We start from the raw sequence: 17757 nt of genomic DNA on the forward strand, positions 1-17757 counted from the left end.
GGCTCCATTTTCATTTTGCTATGATCCATTTCACCCATTCCCGAATGGTTCATTCTATCTGGGAAATTAACAGCCATGCTCATCATCATCTCATCCATATTCCAAACGTTAGGCCTGGGGATCGGTGCGGCAGATAGTGTATCCCCTTTCCCGAAATATAAAGAAGCAAATCCGGAGACGTCTTGGGCAGTTGCCCTAAACTCCATGGTTTTATTCTTTGGGACAGTCAACAGAAAATCATAAGTTTCGGCAATCCCCATCAGCAACCGATCTATTTTGATTGGCTTTACGTCGATCCCATCAGATGAGATCAATTCCAGTTTTCCTGCCCCTCCATGCAGATAGAAATAGGTCGAAGCTGAACCGTTAATGACACGTAACCGGACTTTATCACCGGGTTTTAAATCCGGAATACTTTCTTTGCGTTTTCCATTTGCAAGAAATGCTGCGTAATAAACATCAGACAGGTCCATGGGCGGCATTCGTTTCCAGCCATTCTTGAGCCTGTTGCCCAATCCTTTGTGCTGTATTAACTTATCAAGGCTCTGGGCATACCCTTTTTTAATAGAATACCACTCACTAGCCGGATCATTCCTTTTCAACGCATTCAGCACACGCCTTGGGTTCTCATCTGTCCAGTCCGATAACAAAAGCACAAACTCCTTGTCCACTTCATAAGATTTCTTTCTAGGCTGGATCACGATTGAACCATACAATCCGCTTTGCTCCTGGAGCATGGTATGGGAATGATACCAAAAGGTCCCGCTTTGAATAAGCGGGAAGGTAAATGTGTACTGTCCGCCTGGCTCTACCGGGGCGGTTGTCAGATAAGGTACACCATCCTCCTTATTGGGCAAAAGAAGGCCATGCCAATGGATTGAAGTTTCATGGCGCATCAGATTATGGACATGGATGACGGCAGTGTCCCCTTCGGTAAAATTTAAGGTCGGTGCAGGGATCTGACCATTCATAGCAAGTGCCGAGACCTTTCTTTTTCCACTGATGTTGGCTAATGTGTCATTTACATATAGGTGGTATTCGACCTTGCCCCCTTTTGCGTTTTCTAAAAACGGTTTTTTAGCAGATGTCGGTACGGTTGATACACCGCCGTGTTGGTGCTGCGCGAAAACTTCCCCAACGGGCAGCAATAATAGTAGTAGTATAGTGGCTAGTTTCATCAGAAGTGTTTTAAATGTTGTTGAAATTGGTTCAGGGCATGCCCTGAACCAGTACGTATCACTGTTAATTTATTGTCTCCTTTACCTCTCCGCAGGAAATCATTTTATCCCCCATGTATGGATTTTTAATCTCTTTTTGGGCAGACAGCCAATAGCCACCCTTATCCTTGTTTGCCATTGGACAAAAATCAACATACAGTTCGCCGCTGTTCAATCCGGCTTTTTTAACAAGGGGTATAAACTCATCACTTAGTGCAGAATATAATGTCCGCTGGGATTCAATGTCTTTGGCCTCTGTAATTCGAGAAGCCGTTTTAGCGGCCTGAGATCCTTGTGGAACCTGGCCTAGACCGGCTTCTATGGCACTGGCTGCAATTTTTGCTTCTGCTGTATCTGAATTGATCAAAGCCGTGGTCAAATGGATATAATGCTGGTAAACTGCATTAAGCTTATCATCTTTTAATACGACTTTACCTGTTTCTTTGCCGCCCATATCCATGCCTTCATGGTGCTCATGGGCCGTTGAATCCTGATGGGAACTGGTGTTGCCTTCTTCATTTTTGCTGCCGCAGGCCGAAAGAAATACTATCATTGCCACCGGCAGGGCCCATTTGGTTACTTTTTTCATCTTACTAAAATTTATGGTTAAAAATTGGTTATTCATGTTGATGCAGCGCCATGGGATCAGACCCCTTTTTTAATACATATTCACTATATAAAAGATAAGCACCTGTTACAACCACTTTCTCGTCTTTGGCAATGCCTTCCTTTATTTCGACCAGGTCAGCATTTTGGATTCCGGTAGAGACCATTCGAGCCAGAAAAGTACCAGGCTTCGTTTCAACCCATACATGCGCACCTTTTGCGTCACGGATCACTGCATCGACAGGTAAAGTCATAGCATTCGCAGATGGGGCAATGGGTAAAATTAAATTAGCCTGTAATCCTGGCTGCCACCGGCTGCCTGGATTTGGAACAGTTCCCCGGACCTGCATTAGCTGGCTGCCACTTTGAATTGCCGGAACAATAAAGTCGATTCGCATTGGCTGGGGTTTATCTTCCCAGCCTGTAACTTGCACCTGTACCTTTTGCCCTGTTCGGATGCTGGCCGCTTCTGCCGGATAAATATCGGCTTCGACCCATAAAGAAGAGTAGTCTTCAAGGCGTAGTATCGCGCTTCCCTCGCTTACATATTGACCTTCTGTTACCGAAAGCTCTGATACTGTGCCGCTGATCGGTGCCCGGTAAGTAATGTATGGCTCCTGCTTCTGACTTGCCGTCAAGCCTTGTATATCTTCTTCACTTTGATCATACAAACGTAGTTTTTGACGGGCGGCCTTTTCAATAGCTCCAAACCGCGTGTCGGAAGGGAACTGCTTTAATTGGGCATATGCCAACAAATATTCCTGCTGCAATGCGGAAAGCTGTTCAGAATATATTTTATAAAGCGCCTGTCCTTTCCTTACCGGTACACCGGTTTCTTTAATATATAACACCTGAATACGCCCTGCCACACGGCTGGATACAACAGCGGTTTGGTCAGGGTTCACAGCAAGCCGGCCATTGAGCCTTTTTGAATTCGACAAAAGGCCGCTGCCCATTGTCATAGTAGTAATATTGGCCAGTGCTATTTGACTTTCACCTAGTGTGATAGAGGCATCCTTATTACTTTTATCAAAGATGACCAAGTCCATACCACATATAGGACAACTACCCGGTTTGTCCTGAACTATTTGTGGATGCATAGGACAGGTATAAGTCTTCTGCCCGGCTTCTGCGGCCTTTTTCTTTTGATTATCTTTACAAGCAATCAGAAGCATCCCCGGAGCAAAAGATGCCAAAGTGGCCAGCCTCAAAAATGTGATTCTTTTCATATTTTAATTTTCAACAAGACTGTTATCCTTAATAAAGCTCTCACTATCTATCAAATACGATGCATTGGACGCTACTTTCCAATCCTTGATATCAGATAGTATCTGTACCATCCCATCTACAACTGCCCCGGCTTTAACTTTCATAGGTACCAGCACTTTACCCTGCCGCTTAAATACAATAGACTTGCTGCCGGTCTGCCAGACCGCCTTTTTATCCAGCCATAACCCTTTTTGAAAAACAATGGGAATGTTCGCCGTCAGCAGTTGGCCCGGCGTCAGGTTTTTTCCCGGAAGATAAACCCTGGCCAAGGTGAAACTCTCGCCACTTCGAAGGACCGGTTGGATCAGCCCTATCTGGCCACTGGCCATAGTTTCTTTGTCATTGCCCGCATAAAAGAGCAGCTTTTGTCCTGGTTTGATGCGGGAAGATATAGCTGGCGATAACGCGAATTCAGCAATCAGGCCTTGGGAGGTATAAATAGTAAACAGGGTTTGGCCGGCTGTAATATATTGCCCGGCACGCAAAAGGACGGGCGAAACCGCCGCCGATGGCCTAGTAGGAGCTGCTGATGCAGGGGAACTGCCAGCCATCTCATCCATTGCCGCTCCATCACTGCCGGAAGGTGTCGGCATAGGCGCGCTTGCTGCAGGCAAGCTAGCTGATTGTTCCAGGATGTATCCATTGGCAGGACTATATACGGGTACCTTATATAGGATATTTCCTGACTTGATGATGTCTTCAATTTGCCCCGGGGCTACTCCCAGCAGTAGCAGGCGCTGTTTTGCTTTCGATAGTAAATCCCGGCTGCCTTCATCGTTACCAAGCATTAAAAGTTCCCTTTGAGCTGATGCCAAATCTGGTGAATAAACCTCCATCACCAACTGACCTTTCCTAACAGGCTGGTAGTTATATTTGATCAGCAGCTTTTCAATACGGCCACCCACTCTGGATGAAAGGGAGACCTGGCTTCGGCTGTCATAAGTTACAACGCCTTGCGCCTGGGCTGAAAAAATTCGCATCCCGCTTTCGGCATTGGTCAGTGGGATGTTGGCAATCACCTGGGCATTCACCGGCTTTAACAATGCATTGAAGCTGGTATCAACGATCAGTTCATTATTTGCTTCTTTTGCTACCAGGTCCATGCCACAGATCGGGCACTTGCCTGGTTTGCTGCTAATTACCTGCGGATGCATCGGGCAGGTATACTGCTCTGATTGCCCATGAGCAGTATGCCCATCTTTTGGGGTTTTACTGTCACAGGCAGTTAAAAACACGGTAGCCAGTAAAAGCACTATGAGCTGGCTAACGATATAGTTCTTTTTCATAATCCACAATCATTTCATAGAGTTTCAATTTCTCGTCCAGCACATTCATTTGCATCATCGTCAAAGCTTCCCAGGCATCTATTACAACAGGCAACTGGGCTTTATTCTCCTGATAATTGGCAAAGTAAGCGTCCATCGCTTTTTGAAGGGCCGGGATTATTTTTTCCTGCATGGTGCTGACCCTTGTCTGCATGGACTCGATCTCTGACTGCATCCCATAAAGCATGCCCTGGGTTTCCACCAGCATCGCAGAACGTTCCTTTTGCATTCCCTGGATGTTCAGCTGCATGCCCTTGATATCGGATTTGTACATTTTAGATGACCAAGGTGCAATAGGGATACTTAGCATCCCCATCACGCTGTAAGCATTAGGCATCATTGCGTCGAGTGGGTACATATGGTCAAAGCGGATCTTAAAATCCGGTTTTTTCTGCTGTTTCATGCTTTCGATATTGAGCTGCATGGACCGGATACTTTCATTCATCTTAAAGACATCCATTCTTACGTCGGCCAGCGTAGCGGTATCGTAGTACATGGCTGGCTGAAAGGAGGGGATGTATGTAGTGTCAATTTCGAAATCTTGATTGCCAACCACATTCATCAGGCTATTAAGCCATCCTTTCGCTTTCCCGATAGTTCCTTCCTGCATACGGATCATATTCTGGTTTTCCAGGATCTTCGATTCAGCCCGGAAAACCCCTCCAAGTTGTGACTGGTTATAGGGATACCTGACTTCTTCGATCTTCTTCATCATAACCATGATTTTCTCATTCTCTTCAAGCACGCTTACACGCTGGAGGGCAATGAGCCAGTTGAAATAAAGTCGTTTTGCCTGTGCCTTATATGTATTGAGGGTAATATCACGGTTGGCCCTTTCCACATTGCCCTGGGAAGCGACGTATTTTCTTTTCGCACTGAGCTTTGCCAGATTAGGTATATCCTGCTCGATCTGCAGCATCAGGTTTCCTTTGTCGCGGGATTCCATAATCATTTGATTGGGATAAGGGGTCATGAAAGTCCCCAAACCTACCATAGGCGGCATCCAGGCCGTGGCTGCATCACCACTATGTTTGTAACTGTCCGCTTTAAGCCCATAGGACTGCAGCATCAGGTTGTTGTTATCAATCCGTTGTAAAATAGTATCCAGTGTAAACACCGGCTTCTGTGCCCAACCTGTAAGCGGAAGCAGAAACAGGATTAACCATTTTACATAACTAGTGCTGTGTATCATGGATTTGCAGTTTTCCGTATTTACGAAGCTCATACTCCTTTGTCATTAAAAATATCAGTGGTGTTACTAGTAGGATGTGGGTAGATGATGTGAGCACGCCTCCGATCATCGGTAGTACAATCGGCTGCATCACATCCGTTCCTACGCCATTGGCCCAAAGTACCGGCACCAATCCAAACAGCGAAACGCACACTGTCATCAGCTTGGGCCGCAAACGTTTTACCGCCCCATGGATTACGTACTCGCGCAGGTCATCTCCGGTAATTGACTGAGCAGAATTCCCTTTTTTAGTGACCAGCTGCTGCATGGCATCATTCAGATAGATGACCATGACGATACCGGTTTCTACGGCAATACCAAACAAAGCAATAAAACCCACAGCCACTGCGACCGAGAGGTTAACACCCCAGAAATAGATCATATACGCCCCACCGATCAAAGCAAAGGGTACAGTGATCAGGCTTAAAAATGCTTCGCGTAGGGAATGAAAAGCGAAATACAGTGAAAAGAAAATAATTAGCAGCACGACCGGAGCAATCCACAAAAGCGTCTGCTTACCGCGTATCAGGTTTTCATACTGTCCGCTCCATTCCAGGTAATAACCCGGTGGAAGCACGCCATTTGATTTACTGATCTTTTCGATGGCTTCCTGGACGGTTCCGCCCAGATCACGGCCGCGAACATTGAACAATACTGCGCCACGCAGCATGGCGTTTTCGGAGGCTATCATCGGAGGACCGTTTTCAAATACCACATCAGCCACCGCTGATAGGGGTACTTCACCCATAGATGCAGACATCAATGGTAACCTCTTGATGGTTTCTACGCTGTTTCGGTAATTCTGGGCAAGCCTGACGCTGATTGAAAACCGCTTTCTGCCCTCAATGGTGTTTCCTATCGGTGCCCCCCCCAATGCAAATTCTACGGCTTGGTTTACATCATCGACATTAAGCCCATAACGGCTTAAATCTTCTCTTCTTGGGTTGATAGACAAATACTTTCCACCTGTCACGGGTTCTACATACAGGTCACTTATACCTGCCGTGCCTTCGAGCGTTTTTTTAACCCTTTCAGACACATTGGCGATGGTATCCAAATTCTGGCCATACACTTTAACACCTACATCAGTACGGATCCCGGTCGAAAGCATGTTGATCCGGTTGACGATCGGCTGGGTCCAGCCGTTGATTACGCCCGGAATCTGAAGTTTAGCATCAAGCTCGGTAATAATATCCTTCTTTGTAACCCCTTCGCGCCACTCGGACTTTGGTTTCAATTTGATGATCGTCTCAATCATGCTGATCGGAGAGTTGTCGGTAGCAGTACTTGCCCTTCCAGCTTTTCCCAATACCTTATCAACCTCAGGAACTGATTTAATAATTTTGTCCTGTACCTGCAGGATCCGTTTTGCTTCTGAATTCGATATGTCCGGCAGCGTTACAGGCATGAAAAGGATGCTTTGCTCATCCAGTGGTGGCATGAACTCAGACCCAAGACTGGTCAGTAATGGTATAGTGACCAAAAGCGCAATAATGTTGACGGCCAATGTAGTCTTGCGCCATTTTAAAACCCCCCTGATGACGGGCTCATAAACACGTTCGAGAACTCTGTTAACTGGATTGGCGTGATCGGGCCGGAACTTACCTTTCATGATAAAGGATATCAACACCGGGGCCAGCGTAATGACAAGCAACGCGTCCACGATCAAAATGAAAGTTTTCGTATAGGCCAAAGGGTGAAACAGCTTACCTTCCTGTCCCGTGAGCATAAATACAGGAAGAAAAGATGTAATAATAATGACTGTCGCAAAGAACACCCCCCGGGATACCTGTTTGCTTGATTTTTCAATAATGGCCAGGCGTTCGGATTCTGTAATCCAATCGGGCTGCTTATCTTTTCTTTTCTTAAACCATTTCATAATGATGTCGTTTTCTGCTGTTCCTGCCACTCTTCATACCGCTGAGAAAGATGCTTATAGGCATTTTCACTCATAATAATGCCGTTGTCGACGATTACGCCGATAGCAAGGGCGATACCGGTTAAGGACATAATGTTGGATGAGATACTAAAGGCATTCAGTAAAATGAAGCTAGCGGCAAGGGTAATGGGAATCTGGATGATAATACTTAATGCACTGCGCCAGTGAAAAAGAAAGATGATCACTACCAGTGAGACCACGATCATTTCTTCAATTAATGTGTGCTTGATAGAATCAACGGACTCCTGGATCAGCTCCCCCCGGTCGTAGACGATATCGAATTTAACGCCCTTGGGAAACCCCTTGGCAGCTTCGCTCATTTTTGCCTTTACTTTTTCAATAACAGCAGCCGCATTTTCACCATAGCGCATGACCACAATACCGCCAACCCGTTCACCTTCCCCATCCTGATCAAAAATACCAAGCCGGGTTTCGCCTGTCATCTGCACGGAAGCTATATCTGAAACTCTGATGGGGATACTGGCCTGGTTTTTGACCGGTATATTCTCAATTTCTTCAATGGATTGAAGATAGCCCGACGTCTTGATAATATAGCCAATGTCACTTAACTCGAATTTTCTTCCGCCTGATTCATTATTATTCAAACGGATTGCACTCATTACTTCTGGTACCGATAAGCGGTAGTAAAGCAGCTTATTTGGATCTACGGTAATTTGATACTGTTTTTGAAAACCACCAAAAGAGGCGATTTCACTGACCCCTTCAACATTCTGCAAAGCAAACTTGATATACCAGTCCTGCAAAGCCCTTTGTTCCCCCAAGTCCATTTCGGGTGCATCCAGTGTATACCAGAGTATATGTCCGACCCCTGTTCCGTCAGGGCCAAGTTGTGGGCTGACGCCGGTGGGCAATGAGCGGGATACAGTACTTAATCTTTCAAGAACCCGCTCACGCGCCCAATATACGTCCACGTCATCATTAAAAATAACGTAAATGAAACTCATCCCAAACATGGAAGTGCCCCGTACATATTTGATTTTGGGAAGCCCCTGAAGATTGGTAACCAAAGGGTAAGTAATCTGGTCTTCAATTAACTGGGGGCCCCGGCCCATCCACTCGGTAAAAACAATTACCTGGTTTTCGGATAAATCCGGAATGGCATCAATAGGGTTCTTCTTAATGGCAAACGCGCCCCATACGAGCAGTGCTGCCGATAAGACCAGTACAATGAACCGGTTCTGTAATGACCATTCTATAATACGATGTACCATACTTAATTCTGTAACCTCCCCTTAGCAGGTCTTAATATTTATTAATGATGATGTTGTTCCAGTAAATAACCTTTTGCCCCAACGCCATGCTTATGGATCAGTTCAGCACCATGATGCCCTGTATAGGCAACAAAGAATGCAGCCGCACTCATGACGATAGCCATGGAAGCGTTAATCCAAACATTTCTTTTCAGGAAAAACAGATTGACTGACTGTACCAGCAGGGCTAGCCCTGACAGCCACTGTGTATAAGATGCATACTTCTCATGCTCTTCGAGTATAGCTTGAATAGCTGGTGCCAGCTGCGCGGTATGCGCATGAAACCAGGTCGATGACGCGTAAGCGCCAATAAAACCAAACAGTAAAAGTGCCCAGGCCACCGTTGTAATCTCTTTTTTATAAAAGAACAGACCTACCCATTGGAGAAGGGCTGCAATGATTAATAGGACAATTGGAAAGTGTACGACCAGGGGGTGTAGTGTGGGGAACTCACTAAGACCATGCTGATGATCGCCATCAGGGCTCATAGCCGCTTGCATGGCTGTACTATCATGCCCGCCATGCTGGTGCTGGCTAGCAGGCGCAACCGCCTGGGCCGAGTCCATCTTAGCTTTACCGTGCTTTTTCCCGTTATGGGCAAATAGAGATGAACCTGTCAGCAGTAACATGCATGTCAGCAAAAAGAATACCTTGCTTATTGATTTCATTGGGATAATCTGTTAAAGTGAATTATTTGACCTATTTTTTGACCAGCTTCATATGACATTTTGAGCAGCTATCCCCTTCTTTTCCGGTGATCTCCGGGTGCATCGGGCATACATAGGCAGCTGCCGAGACAGGTTTCTTTTGCATGTTGGCATCCAGGCCATTTTCAAAACAATGCAGCCCGCAGGCCATACCCTTGTAACTGGAATGGACATCCCCGATCTTCTTACCAGATGCGTCGTAAATTTCACAGGTTTCACCTTTGTCTTTCACAGTCAGGTATATTTCACCATTTGCATTGTAATAGGTCTTACCATCTTTACCCATCCGCCCCATTTTCTTATTGGTATGGGCATCAATCAGGCTGCCCTCTCCATCGACGAATGCTATTTTGTGGCCTTTGTGGTCCTTCACAATATTTTCCTTCGTAACCGAGCCAATGGTAGTCCCTGCTGCATCAGTGATCATGCCATCTTTGGCAATGTTGAAGGGCTGTTTATAATTGGCTTGTGCGAGTAGGACCGTAGGGATCATCAATATGATCAAGAGCAATATGTTCTTAACGTGAATGGTTTTCATGATTCAGGTAAATATTAAGGGTAAATAAATGTTACAGTCATTGTTTGAGTACGATGCCGTTTGGCTTCTTACCGACGAGAATGTCTTTGATTTTAGTGTGATTAGAGGTATTAATAACCGATACACTTTGCGCCATTTGATTGGTTACATAGGCAGTACTGCCATCTGTTGTGAAGCCAACTGCGTGTGCGCCCGCTGCCGCTTCGAAGACATTCCCATGCATCCAGTCTTGCATGGCATCATCCCAGGTCCAATAGTGTACTTTACCGTTTTCCGGATCAGTTACCCACAACTCTTTTTTGGTAGGGTTGTGTGCAACGCTGCCAGGCATAAATCCAAGTGCGATGGTCTGGACTACTTTATCAGAGGCAACATTGATAACACTTACTGACTTACCATCTTCATTGTCCACGTACATCTTTCCATCGTATCCTACCCAGGCGGCAACTGGATTGTCGCCAACATCAATGGTTTTAATGATGGCCTTTGTTGCCGGGTTTATGACCGAGACGTTGTCATCGCCACCATTAGCAACGTAAACCTTAGAGCCATCTGCGGAAAATGTTACTTCGGCGGGCTCCATACCCACAGCGATTGTATTTTTCAAGGTGTAGGTAGCTGCATCATAGACAAGCACTTTACCTGCCATATCCATTTGAGAAGTCCATATCTCTTTGCCATCAGGAGAATAAACTGCGTTGTGATTCATGACAGGCACTTCCAAATCTTTTAAAACTGTACCCTTTACAGCATCCAAGACAAGAACTTTTCCTTTCATTCCGGCCATTGCTCCCGCATGCCCTTCACTTAAATCCATTCCCGGAACTGCAACAGTTAACCTATGCTCTCCCAAACTCTGGAGATGGTAGATGTGATGTGGCCACATAATCATCTCTGCTGAACCAGTCATCAGATCCAAAGTCTCTGATACTGTTTGATCTGATAACCGGATCACAGAAACCGTTGCATCTTCTCCATTAACCACATAAGCAGCAGGATAGTCGATATTTTTTTCCATGGGCATATCTTCCATGACATGTTTACGGCAAGCGGAAAATGAAGTAATGGCAAGCAGCAGAAATGCGCCATAGCTAATGCGTAGCATAGACTTTGTATTTTAATAATTGAAAGAAAGATTGATCAGTGCTGATAGGAGTATAGCACAAATAGCCCGACAAATACATTTGCCTGGCATAGAAGGGATACGAAATTTTAAATCAGGTAACTACAGTGCAGAATATAAACCGGGACTGGTTTACTTCGGGGAGGAGCATTACTTTGATTGCTCGTCTCTAAAATATTCGGATAAGAGGGTGCTGAGAAATCATATGTTACCCCTTCATTTAACACTGCCACAGAAAGCAGTGGATTACTGAAAGTATTTTCTGTCAGTTTGCGGGAATCGTCTGTCTTTACTTTCTTGAACTCGTCTTTACAACACCCGTTTTTTGTGGATTTGTTTTTATCCATCCCACAATTTTCACAGTGGCCCTGGTCTGCCTTTGTAACTTCCCAGTTGACCACTTCCCCCATACAGTAGTGCAGGTGTAAGGTAACACCGGTTGCAGTACCCAGGTAAAGAAAGGTCAGGAAAAGTACAGTAAGCTTTTTCATGATGGACTTAAAACGCAAATATCAGAAAAAAATACCTTACCTACTTATACAATTATGGATCAGACTTACATAATTTTTGGATTGATGAGCAATGGGCATTGTTACGGCAAACAACCATATTAAGTTAGTAAAAATTAAGGTAATGCATCTTACTATTTATATTACAAATGTTGTAAAAAACGGCTCCATTTTCAAATTATCAACCATGAACATATTTTTGGCAAAACTTGGCCTATTGATTGCCCTTCCCATCTTTCTGGCTTTTCAAGCAGATCTGCCCCGGCCTGCGGATGCTGAATATAATTTAGGTACGGGTAGCCAACCTGAGATCGCTATTGATGAAAATGGAACGGTCCGGATTGTATATGGGGTCAAAAATGGTGATCACAAGGACTTGTATTTTGTATCCTCAAATGATGGGGGAAAATCCTTTTCCAAACCTGACCTGCTAGGCAACTTCTCGAAAATGGGCCTGGGTATGGGCCGCGGGCCGCAAATTGTTACAACAGCAGAATATACAGTTGTTACAGTTGGTGACCACAATGGTGATTTGTTTTCGATGCGGCTTACCAATGCAGATAATCAATGGTCTGCCCCTGTGAAGGTTACTGATACGGATTCAACTGCCAAAGAAGCACTCTCTGGCCTAAGTGCAGGTAAAGGTAACGATGTGTATACCGTGTGGCTGGATTCACGGCTGGGAAACAATAATCTATATGGATCGCTTTCCAGAGATGGTGGATTAACTTGGGAGAAAAATCAATTGATCTATCAGGGAGAGCAAAAAGGTATTTGTGACTGCTGTAAGCCTACTGTTTCTTTTGATCAAAGTGGCAGTATGCATGTTATGTTCCGGAATAAGCTCGATGGAGCCCGGAACATGTACCTGATCAGCTCCAAGGATAATGGCAAGCATTTTAGCACAGCCCAGAAACTTGGAACAGGGGACTTTATGATTGATGGCTGTCCTATGGATGGCGGCGACCTGGCAGCTGATGAAAATGGGAAAGTTACCACAGTCTGGAGGCGCCAACTGGAAGTCTATGTAGCCGAGCCCGGGAAGCCGGAAATAAAACTGGGTGCGGGCCGTACCCCAGTAATTTTGCAAACCGGCAAAGGGCCTGCAATTGCCTGGCAAAAGGATGGGGCTATTCAATTTCGCAGCCCTAATGGGCAGAAGACCGTTTCGATAGGGAATGGCCAATATCCCAAGCTTGCCATGATGGTTGATAAAAAAACCTCACTTTGTGTTTTCGAACGTGATGGACAGATCCTGGTGAAACCCCTTGTACTGTAAATTTTGCTTGTAGAGATTTCTGTGGCATACTTATTGAGCAGTATCCCACTATAAATTTTAACCACCGAGAACAATGAAAAAATTACTTGCCTTTGCGGTAGCAATTCTTTTATCCTTTAGTGTATATGCACAGGATAAAGAAAAGAAGATGGACAAGATGCATGGTTCCATGAAAGATTGTATCATGATGCATGATGGGAAGTTGATGGTTATGAAAGGCGGTGAAATGACTGCTATGACCGAGGATATGACGTTGAAAAACGGAACGATGGTTATGAAAGATGGGACGGTAATGATGAAAGATGGTACCAAAAAGCCGATTAAAGAAGGCGAAGGAATTTATATGGATGGAAAAATGGGCAAGATGGACATGGACATGGACATGAAAAAACACAAGCCAAAAAAATCCGGAACCAGGTAAAGGCCTTTTATCATAATATATAAATGCCCCGTTAGATACTTAGTCAACAGTATGCAACGGGGCATTTTTTGCAATTTTGCTCATGATCTGGTGACTGTCACCGAATTTACAAATAGAATCGCAGTGTTTTCTTAGATCAGAAAACAAAATGTATTTAATCAAAACGTTATTGCTTTTGACAGAAGGGCGTGATAATTGAAGACACACATCTTTTTCCCGGTGGTCTGGTACGATTAAAAAGAATGTTTCGTCACCATTGGCTATGCTATATGACAAATCCGTTAAACGCAGAATCCCAGAGTATATAGATGTACTCTTCTCAACTTCAAAGGCTGCCAACACCTTACTCGTTCCCTTTGCAAACCAGAGCACATCAATTAGTTTAATAGTATTTCGCGTTTCTGGATCACATTTTATTGTGGGAAAGTTAGCCTGACATAAAAATGAGAATTTATGGCCATCAAAGCTCCTTGATTGATCATTAGTAGCCGGGAAAGCATCGTAACCCAAAGCTTGCCCAATTTTAAGAAGGTGGTACTGCATTTCCGTATGTAAGTTCTCATCCTGGCGTTCTTCCCGAAGCTGAGATTGCCGTTTTTCTATCAGTTTTTCAAGTCTTTGACGTTCTTCGACGGATAAATACCCATCCATACCCAAGATCATTTTCTGGGTACCAATCTCAAATAATAATCCTGAAAATGCTCCTAAGTCTGTTGACAATTCATGACAGTACTCCTTATTTGTGTTAAGTATAACCTGGCGGATTTTGAGGTATTCAGACCACGATCCCAGCTTCTTTTTATCTTTATACAAGTAATTAAACCCGTTAAGGATAGCAGTATTAAAGGGAGGTATCAGTGTAGGATGTAGAAAATACAAAATATTAGCAACAGAAGGGCCTAACCCCTTTATTTTCAATTCGTCTAACCGGATAATCTCTCTAATCAATTGTTCTTCTTTACTTGCATTCAGGCAGTTTTCAAGAAACTGGCCAAATGCTTTTTTATTGGCTTGACTTTCATAAATATCAGGTATCCTTAGTTTAGGCTTCCAATAAAAAGGATGCGCAGCGCCTTCAAACACCTGCTTTTGCTCGGTGATACAGTTCAAAACAAATTCAAGTGAGGATCCTCGGAAATCGTTGGGAAACTTGCCCTGTTTGATGTCCAATACAATCTGTTGTACACCTCGCCGGATGGAACGGAAAGCCTTTAAGCGCTCTTCATTATTAATAAACCAGGTTTGATACACTGATTCTGGATCAGATTTATATTGATTGATAATATTGATCATGGTTTAGGTCTTTGCTTTCAGCATTAAAGGCATATACAAATTAAGTGGTAGCAATAGTATAAATGAATAACTCAACTACCAGCAAACTTCAAAAGTTTCTAGCTATAAAAATTGTATTCTAGTGAAAATACCAACGTCAAAAGCAGACCAGCTTGCAAATTTTAGAAAATTAAGGGTCAACTGTAAATCCTACAACAATAAAGCCCCTGTCTGCGTTTCGAAGACAAGGGCTGAAAAGTAACTTCAATATGGCTCACTGAATCAAGTCAGTAAGTTTACTTGTGATGACCGTTCATCCATTTTTGTAATTCACTGATCTCTTTTTGTGAATCTGACATAATTTTTTTTGCTAATAACTTTACTTCGACAACTTTTCCGTATTTAGTTTCAGCTTGGGCCATATCAGTTGCAACTTTATGATGATCAATCATCATGCTTGCAAAGTCATGATCAACATTGGCAGTCATATTCATGTTTTTCATTTTTAAATCCATTTGATTCAAAATGTTTTTCATTTCATTCGTAAATTGATTGCCCTTCGAGGGCGGAGCGCTTATAGGATTATTGCCATGGGTAGCATGTTCCGACCCCTTTTCTGCGTTAGTTTTATGTTCGGCGGATATATGCAAACGCAGATTTTGTTGATCTTTAGGCTGCTCCGCAACTATTTTTTTTGCTATTGCATTAATCTTCGGGTCTTTTCCAGATTTTAAAACCACGTTAGCAGCATCTATAGCTCCTTGGTGATGCTCTATCATCATGTTTGCAAAATCCTTATCAACATCACCAGTCATCTTCATTGACTTCATTTTCTGCATCATCTTACTCATTGATTGATGCAAGTCATCCGCTACAAAAGCAGAAGCATGGCATAATGCTAATGCCACAAATATTGACGTAAAAATGATACTTGTTTTCATAACATTATTATTGATTTGAAGGACCGTTCTCTTTTAGCCAAGCTGCTAGGTCAGTTATTTCTTTGTTCTGATCCTGAATCATCATCTTGGCCATTTCTTTGATATCCGCGTGATGACCGTGATGTAGAATCGAGGATGCATTGTCTGTTGCAGTCTGGTGGTGCACAATCATCAGCTCTGAAAAGTCAGCATCAGCATCTCCTGTAAGCACCTGTATATCTTTCCAGTTTTTCATTTTTACCATCACCTCCATCATTTCTGCATCAAAAGCCTGGCCTTCTGCAGTTGATTGGGGAGTGTGGGTTTTTAACCATTCTGTAAGGTCCATCTTCTCGGCCGTTTGCTTATCAATGATTTGCTGGGCCATTGCCTTAATATTGGCGTCGTCTCCAATCTCAATTTCTTTGTTTGCCATATCTATTGCCCCTTGGTGATGCATTACCATCATACTTGCAAAATCGTGATCAGCGTCACCTGTCATTTTCATTGCATCCATTTGAGCATTCATACTGTGCATGATTGCCATAAAAGCATTCGTATCATGATCTTGGACAATGATTCCTTCGGCATCATCCTTACATGAGTAAAAAGACGTTGCCGCTAATAGTGCTAGGATTTTTAGTGTTTTCATATCAGTATTAAAAAGTTTCTTACTTCCAACAATTTTCATGCCATTGCAGCTCTAACTTATCGAACGTAACCTCCTTTTTTATGTGGTGCTCACAGCTTTCACAGGACATTCCTTATTATGGTCACATAGACAACCTTTTGAGGCACTGTCTGTGCAGTTTGCAAAACCCTAAAATCAGATGAAATGTCTAATGATTTTCCGGATGAATAAAACACGGTCTGCCCAACCTTTCTCGCTTGGATCAGCTGCATCCTTAAGCTTACGTAAGTGCTGAGAATCGGCCCGGATACTCATGCTTAAAATGTCAGATATATCGTAAACGCATAGTGTAAATTTTAGGATTGTTTTGCGCAGTTTAAACAGAAATAGTTTGCACAGGTGGGTTCATTCAAACCGTGGTTAAATCGAACTATGCCCATTTTTCAATTTTATAGCATATCGTGGCTGGGAACGCGAATATTTTACAGTTAAGTGTTGTCGGCATACGTTAAATTGTACTTTGATTGTCAATACTCAGCGATGTGCAGGCTTGTTCACTTGGACAACAATGATAAGCAATCCGAGGAGAATGAACGGGATGCTAAGTATCTGGCCCATATTGAGCAGCATACTATTTTCAAAAGCTTCCTGATTTTCCTTAAAATACTCATCGAGAAAGCGGAATGAAAAAAGGATCGATATCATAATTCCAAATAGTACCCCATCTCCCCATTTGTTACGTTTGCGGCGCCATAGATGAAAAACGAGTCCGAATATCAGACCACAATAAATCGCTTTGTACAATTGAGCCGGGTGTCTTGGGATATTATCAATATGGGTGAATACAAATGCCCAAGGCATATTAGTTGGAATTCCAATCATTTCTGAATTCATTAGATTTCCCAATCGTATGAATGCCCCACATAATGGGACTACAACAGCAATCCGGTCCAGGAGCCAAAGGAAATCCATTTTTTTCCGCCTAGCGAAAATGAAAGCCGCCATAATCAGGCCAATCCCACCGCCATGGCTGGCTAGCCCTGCAAGTCCGGTAAAATGAAATGACGGGGTTAAGGAGACAGGCAAAATCTCAATTGGATGCTGCAAGTAATGCAGGGGTTCGTAAAATAGAATATGCCCCAACCGCGCACCAACCAAGGTACCAACGATTAAAAACAGGGTAAGCTTGTCAATTTCTTTGTCAGGGCGCTTTTCAATCTTAAAGATGTAGGTCGCCACAAAAATGCTCAGGAATATGCCAATTGCCCAAAAGATTCCATACCAACGCGGAACACTTGACCAGGAGAATACTTCGGGCTCAGCATCCCAGATTATGTAGTTTAGCATTAGCAGGTTTGACAAAAAATGAGCAAGAATATAACGGACGATGCATTATAAAGAAGCCTTTGAAGTTTCTGCTGTTTGCTGAACTCTTGGTGTATTATAGATAAAATATCGTCCTCAGAAATCAGCGGATCTTCAAAATTCATTTTTTGTTG

General features: G+C 43.6%; 17 protein-coding genes. 2 read left to right on the top strand and 15 right to left on the bottom strand.

What is annotated here, in order from left to right; translation table 11 throughout:
* The 11 genes from B5X68_RS27905 to B5X68_RS27955 all read right to left on the bottom strand — a co-directional run.
* Positions 1-1178 (bottom strand): multicopper oxidase family protein (locus B5X68_RS27905; protein ID WP_170916755.1); only part of this gene is annotated, 1178 nt, incomplete at its 3' end.
* Positions 1179-1242: 64 nt separating this feature from the next.
* Complete coding sequence (locus tag B5X68_RS27910) at positions 1243-1806, bottom strand: DUF3347 domain-containing protein (protein WP_170916756.1); 564 nt, start codon at positions 1804-1806, stop codon at positions 1243-1245.
* A 28-nt stretch (positions 1807-1834) separates the two neighbouring features.
* Positions 1835-3052 (bottom strand): efflux RND transporter periplasmic adaptor subunit, encoded by a 1218-nt coding sequence (locus tag B5X68_RS27915; RefSeq protein ID WP_082218067.1) that lies wholly within the window; start codon positions 3050-3052, stop codon positions 1835-1837.
* A gap of 3 nt (positions 3053-3055) precedes the next feature.
* Positions 3056-4378 carry a heavy metal-binding domain-containing protein gene (locus B5X68_RS27920; protein ID WP_082218068.1) on the bottom strand — a complete coding sequence of 441 codons (1323 nt, stop codon included), beginning with the start codon at positions 4376-4378 and terminating at the stop codon, positions 3056-3058.
* A complete protein-coding gene (locus B5X68_RS27925; protein WP_212568048.1) occupies positions 4356-5609 on the bottom strand; it encodes a TolC family protein in 1254 nt (417 codons plus the stop codon). Before B5X68_RS27925 ends, B5X68_RS27920 begins: the two co-directional genes overlap by 23 nt.
* A complete protein-coding gene (locus B5X68_RS27930) occupies positions 5593-7527 on the bottom strand; it encodes an efflux RND transporter permease subunit (RefSeq protein ID WP_082218094.1) in 1935 nt (644 codons plus the stop codon). The genes B5X68_RS27925 and B5X68_RS27930 overlap by 17 nt, the downstream gene beginning before the upstream one ends.
* Positions 7524-8819, bottom strand: a complete 1296-nt coding sequence (locus B5X68_RS27935) for an efflux RND transporter permease subunit (RefSeq protein ID WP_082218070.1) — start codon at positions 8817-8819, stop codon at positions 7524-7526. Before B5X68_RS27935 ends, B5X68_RS27930 begins: the two co-directional genes overlap by 4 nt.
* A gap of 41 nt (positions 8820-8860) precedes the next feature.
* Positions 8861-9526: a DUF2231 domain-containing protein gene (locus tag B5X68_RS27940; protein ID WP_131962155.1), complete on the bottom strand. Its 666-nt coding sequence runs from the start codon at positions 9524-9526 to the stop codon at positions 8861-8863.
* A gap of 31 nt (positions 9527-9557) precedes the next feature.
* Complete coding sequence (locus B5X68_RS27945; RefSeq protein ID WP_310588660.1) at positions 9558-10103, bottom strand: heavy metal-binding domain-containing protein; 546 nt, start codon at positions 10101-10103, stop codon at positions 9558-9560.
* A 37-nt stretch (positions 10104-10140) separates the two neighbouring features.
* A complete protein-coding gene (locus tag B5X68_RS27950; RefSeq protein ID WP_082218072.1) occupies positions 10141-11208 on the bottom strand; it encodes a YncE family protein in 1068 nt (355 codons plus the stop codon).
* Between the two features lie 107 nt (positions 11209-11315).
* Positions 11316-11717, bottom strand: coding sequence for an HYC_CC_PP family protein (locus B5X68_RS27955; RefSeq protein ID WP_082218073.1), 402 nt, complete (start codon positions 11715-11717; stop codon positions 11316-11318).
* Between the two features lie 205 nt (positions 11718-11922).
* Here B5X68_RS27955 and B5X68_RS27960 point away from each other — a divergent pair, with 205 nt between their 5' ends.
* Together B5X68_RS27960 and B5X68_RS27965 are read left to right on the top strand one after the other, a co-directional pair.
* Positions 11923-13014: a sialidase family protein gene (locus tag B5X68_RS27960; protein WP_170916757.1), complete on the top strand. Its 1092-nt coding sequence runs from the start codon at positions 11923-11925 to the stop codon at positions 13012-13014.
* Between the two features lie 73 nt (positions 13015-13087).
* Positions 13088-13435, top strand: a complete 348-nt coding sequence (locus B5X68_RS27965; RefSeq protein ID WP_082218075.1) for a DUF6799 domain-containing protein — start codon at positions 13088-13090, stop codon at positions 13433-13435.
* 39 nt (positions 13436-13474) lie between these two features.
* Here B5X68_RS27965 and B5X68_RS27970 read toward each other — a convergent pair whose 3' ends face one another.
* From B5X68_RS27970 to lgt, 4 genes are all read right to left on the bottom strand, one after another.
* Positions 13475-14728: a type II restriction enzyme NmeDI-related protein gene (locus B5X68_RS27970; RefSeq protein WP_082218076.1), complete on the bottom strand. Its 1254-nt coding sequence runs from the start codon at positions 14726-14728 to the stop codon at positions 13475-13477.
* Positions 14729-15003: 275 nt separating this feature from the next.
* Positions 15004-15648: a DUF305 domain-containing protein gene (locus B5X68_RS27975; protein ID WP_082218077.1), complete on the bottom strand. Its 645-nt coding sequence runs from the start codon at positions 15646-15648 to the stop codon at positions 15004-15006.
* A 7-nt stretch (positions 15649-15655) separates the two neighbouring features.
* A complete protein-coding gene (locus B5X68_RS27980) occupies positions 15656-16318 on the bottom strand; it encodes a DUF305 domain-containing protein (RefSeq protein WP_082218078.1) in 663 nt (220 codons plus the stop codon).
* A gap of 474 nt (positions 16319-16792) precedes the next feature.
* Positions 16793-17605, bottom strand: coding sequence for a prolipoprotein diacylglyceryl transferase (gene lgt, locus B5X68_RS27985; RefSeq protein WP_082218079.1), 813 nt, complete (start codon positions 17603-17605; stop codon positions 16793-16795).
* Between the last annotated feature and the right edge of the window lie 152 nt (positions 17606-17757).

Origin of the sequence: Dyadobacter psychrophilus (genome assembly GCF_900167945.1) — a bacterium.
GTDB classification, from domain to species: domain Bacteria; phylum Bacteroidota; class Bacteroidia; order Cytophagales; family Spirosomataceae; genus Dyadobacter; species Dyadobacter psychrophilus.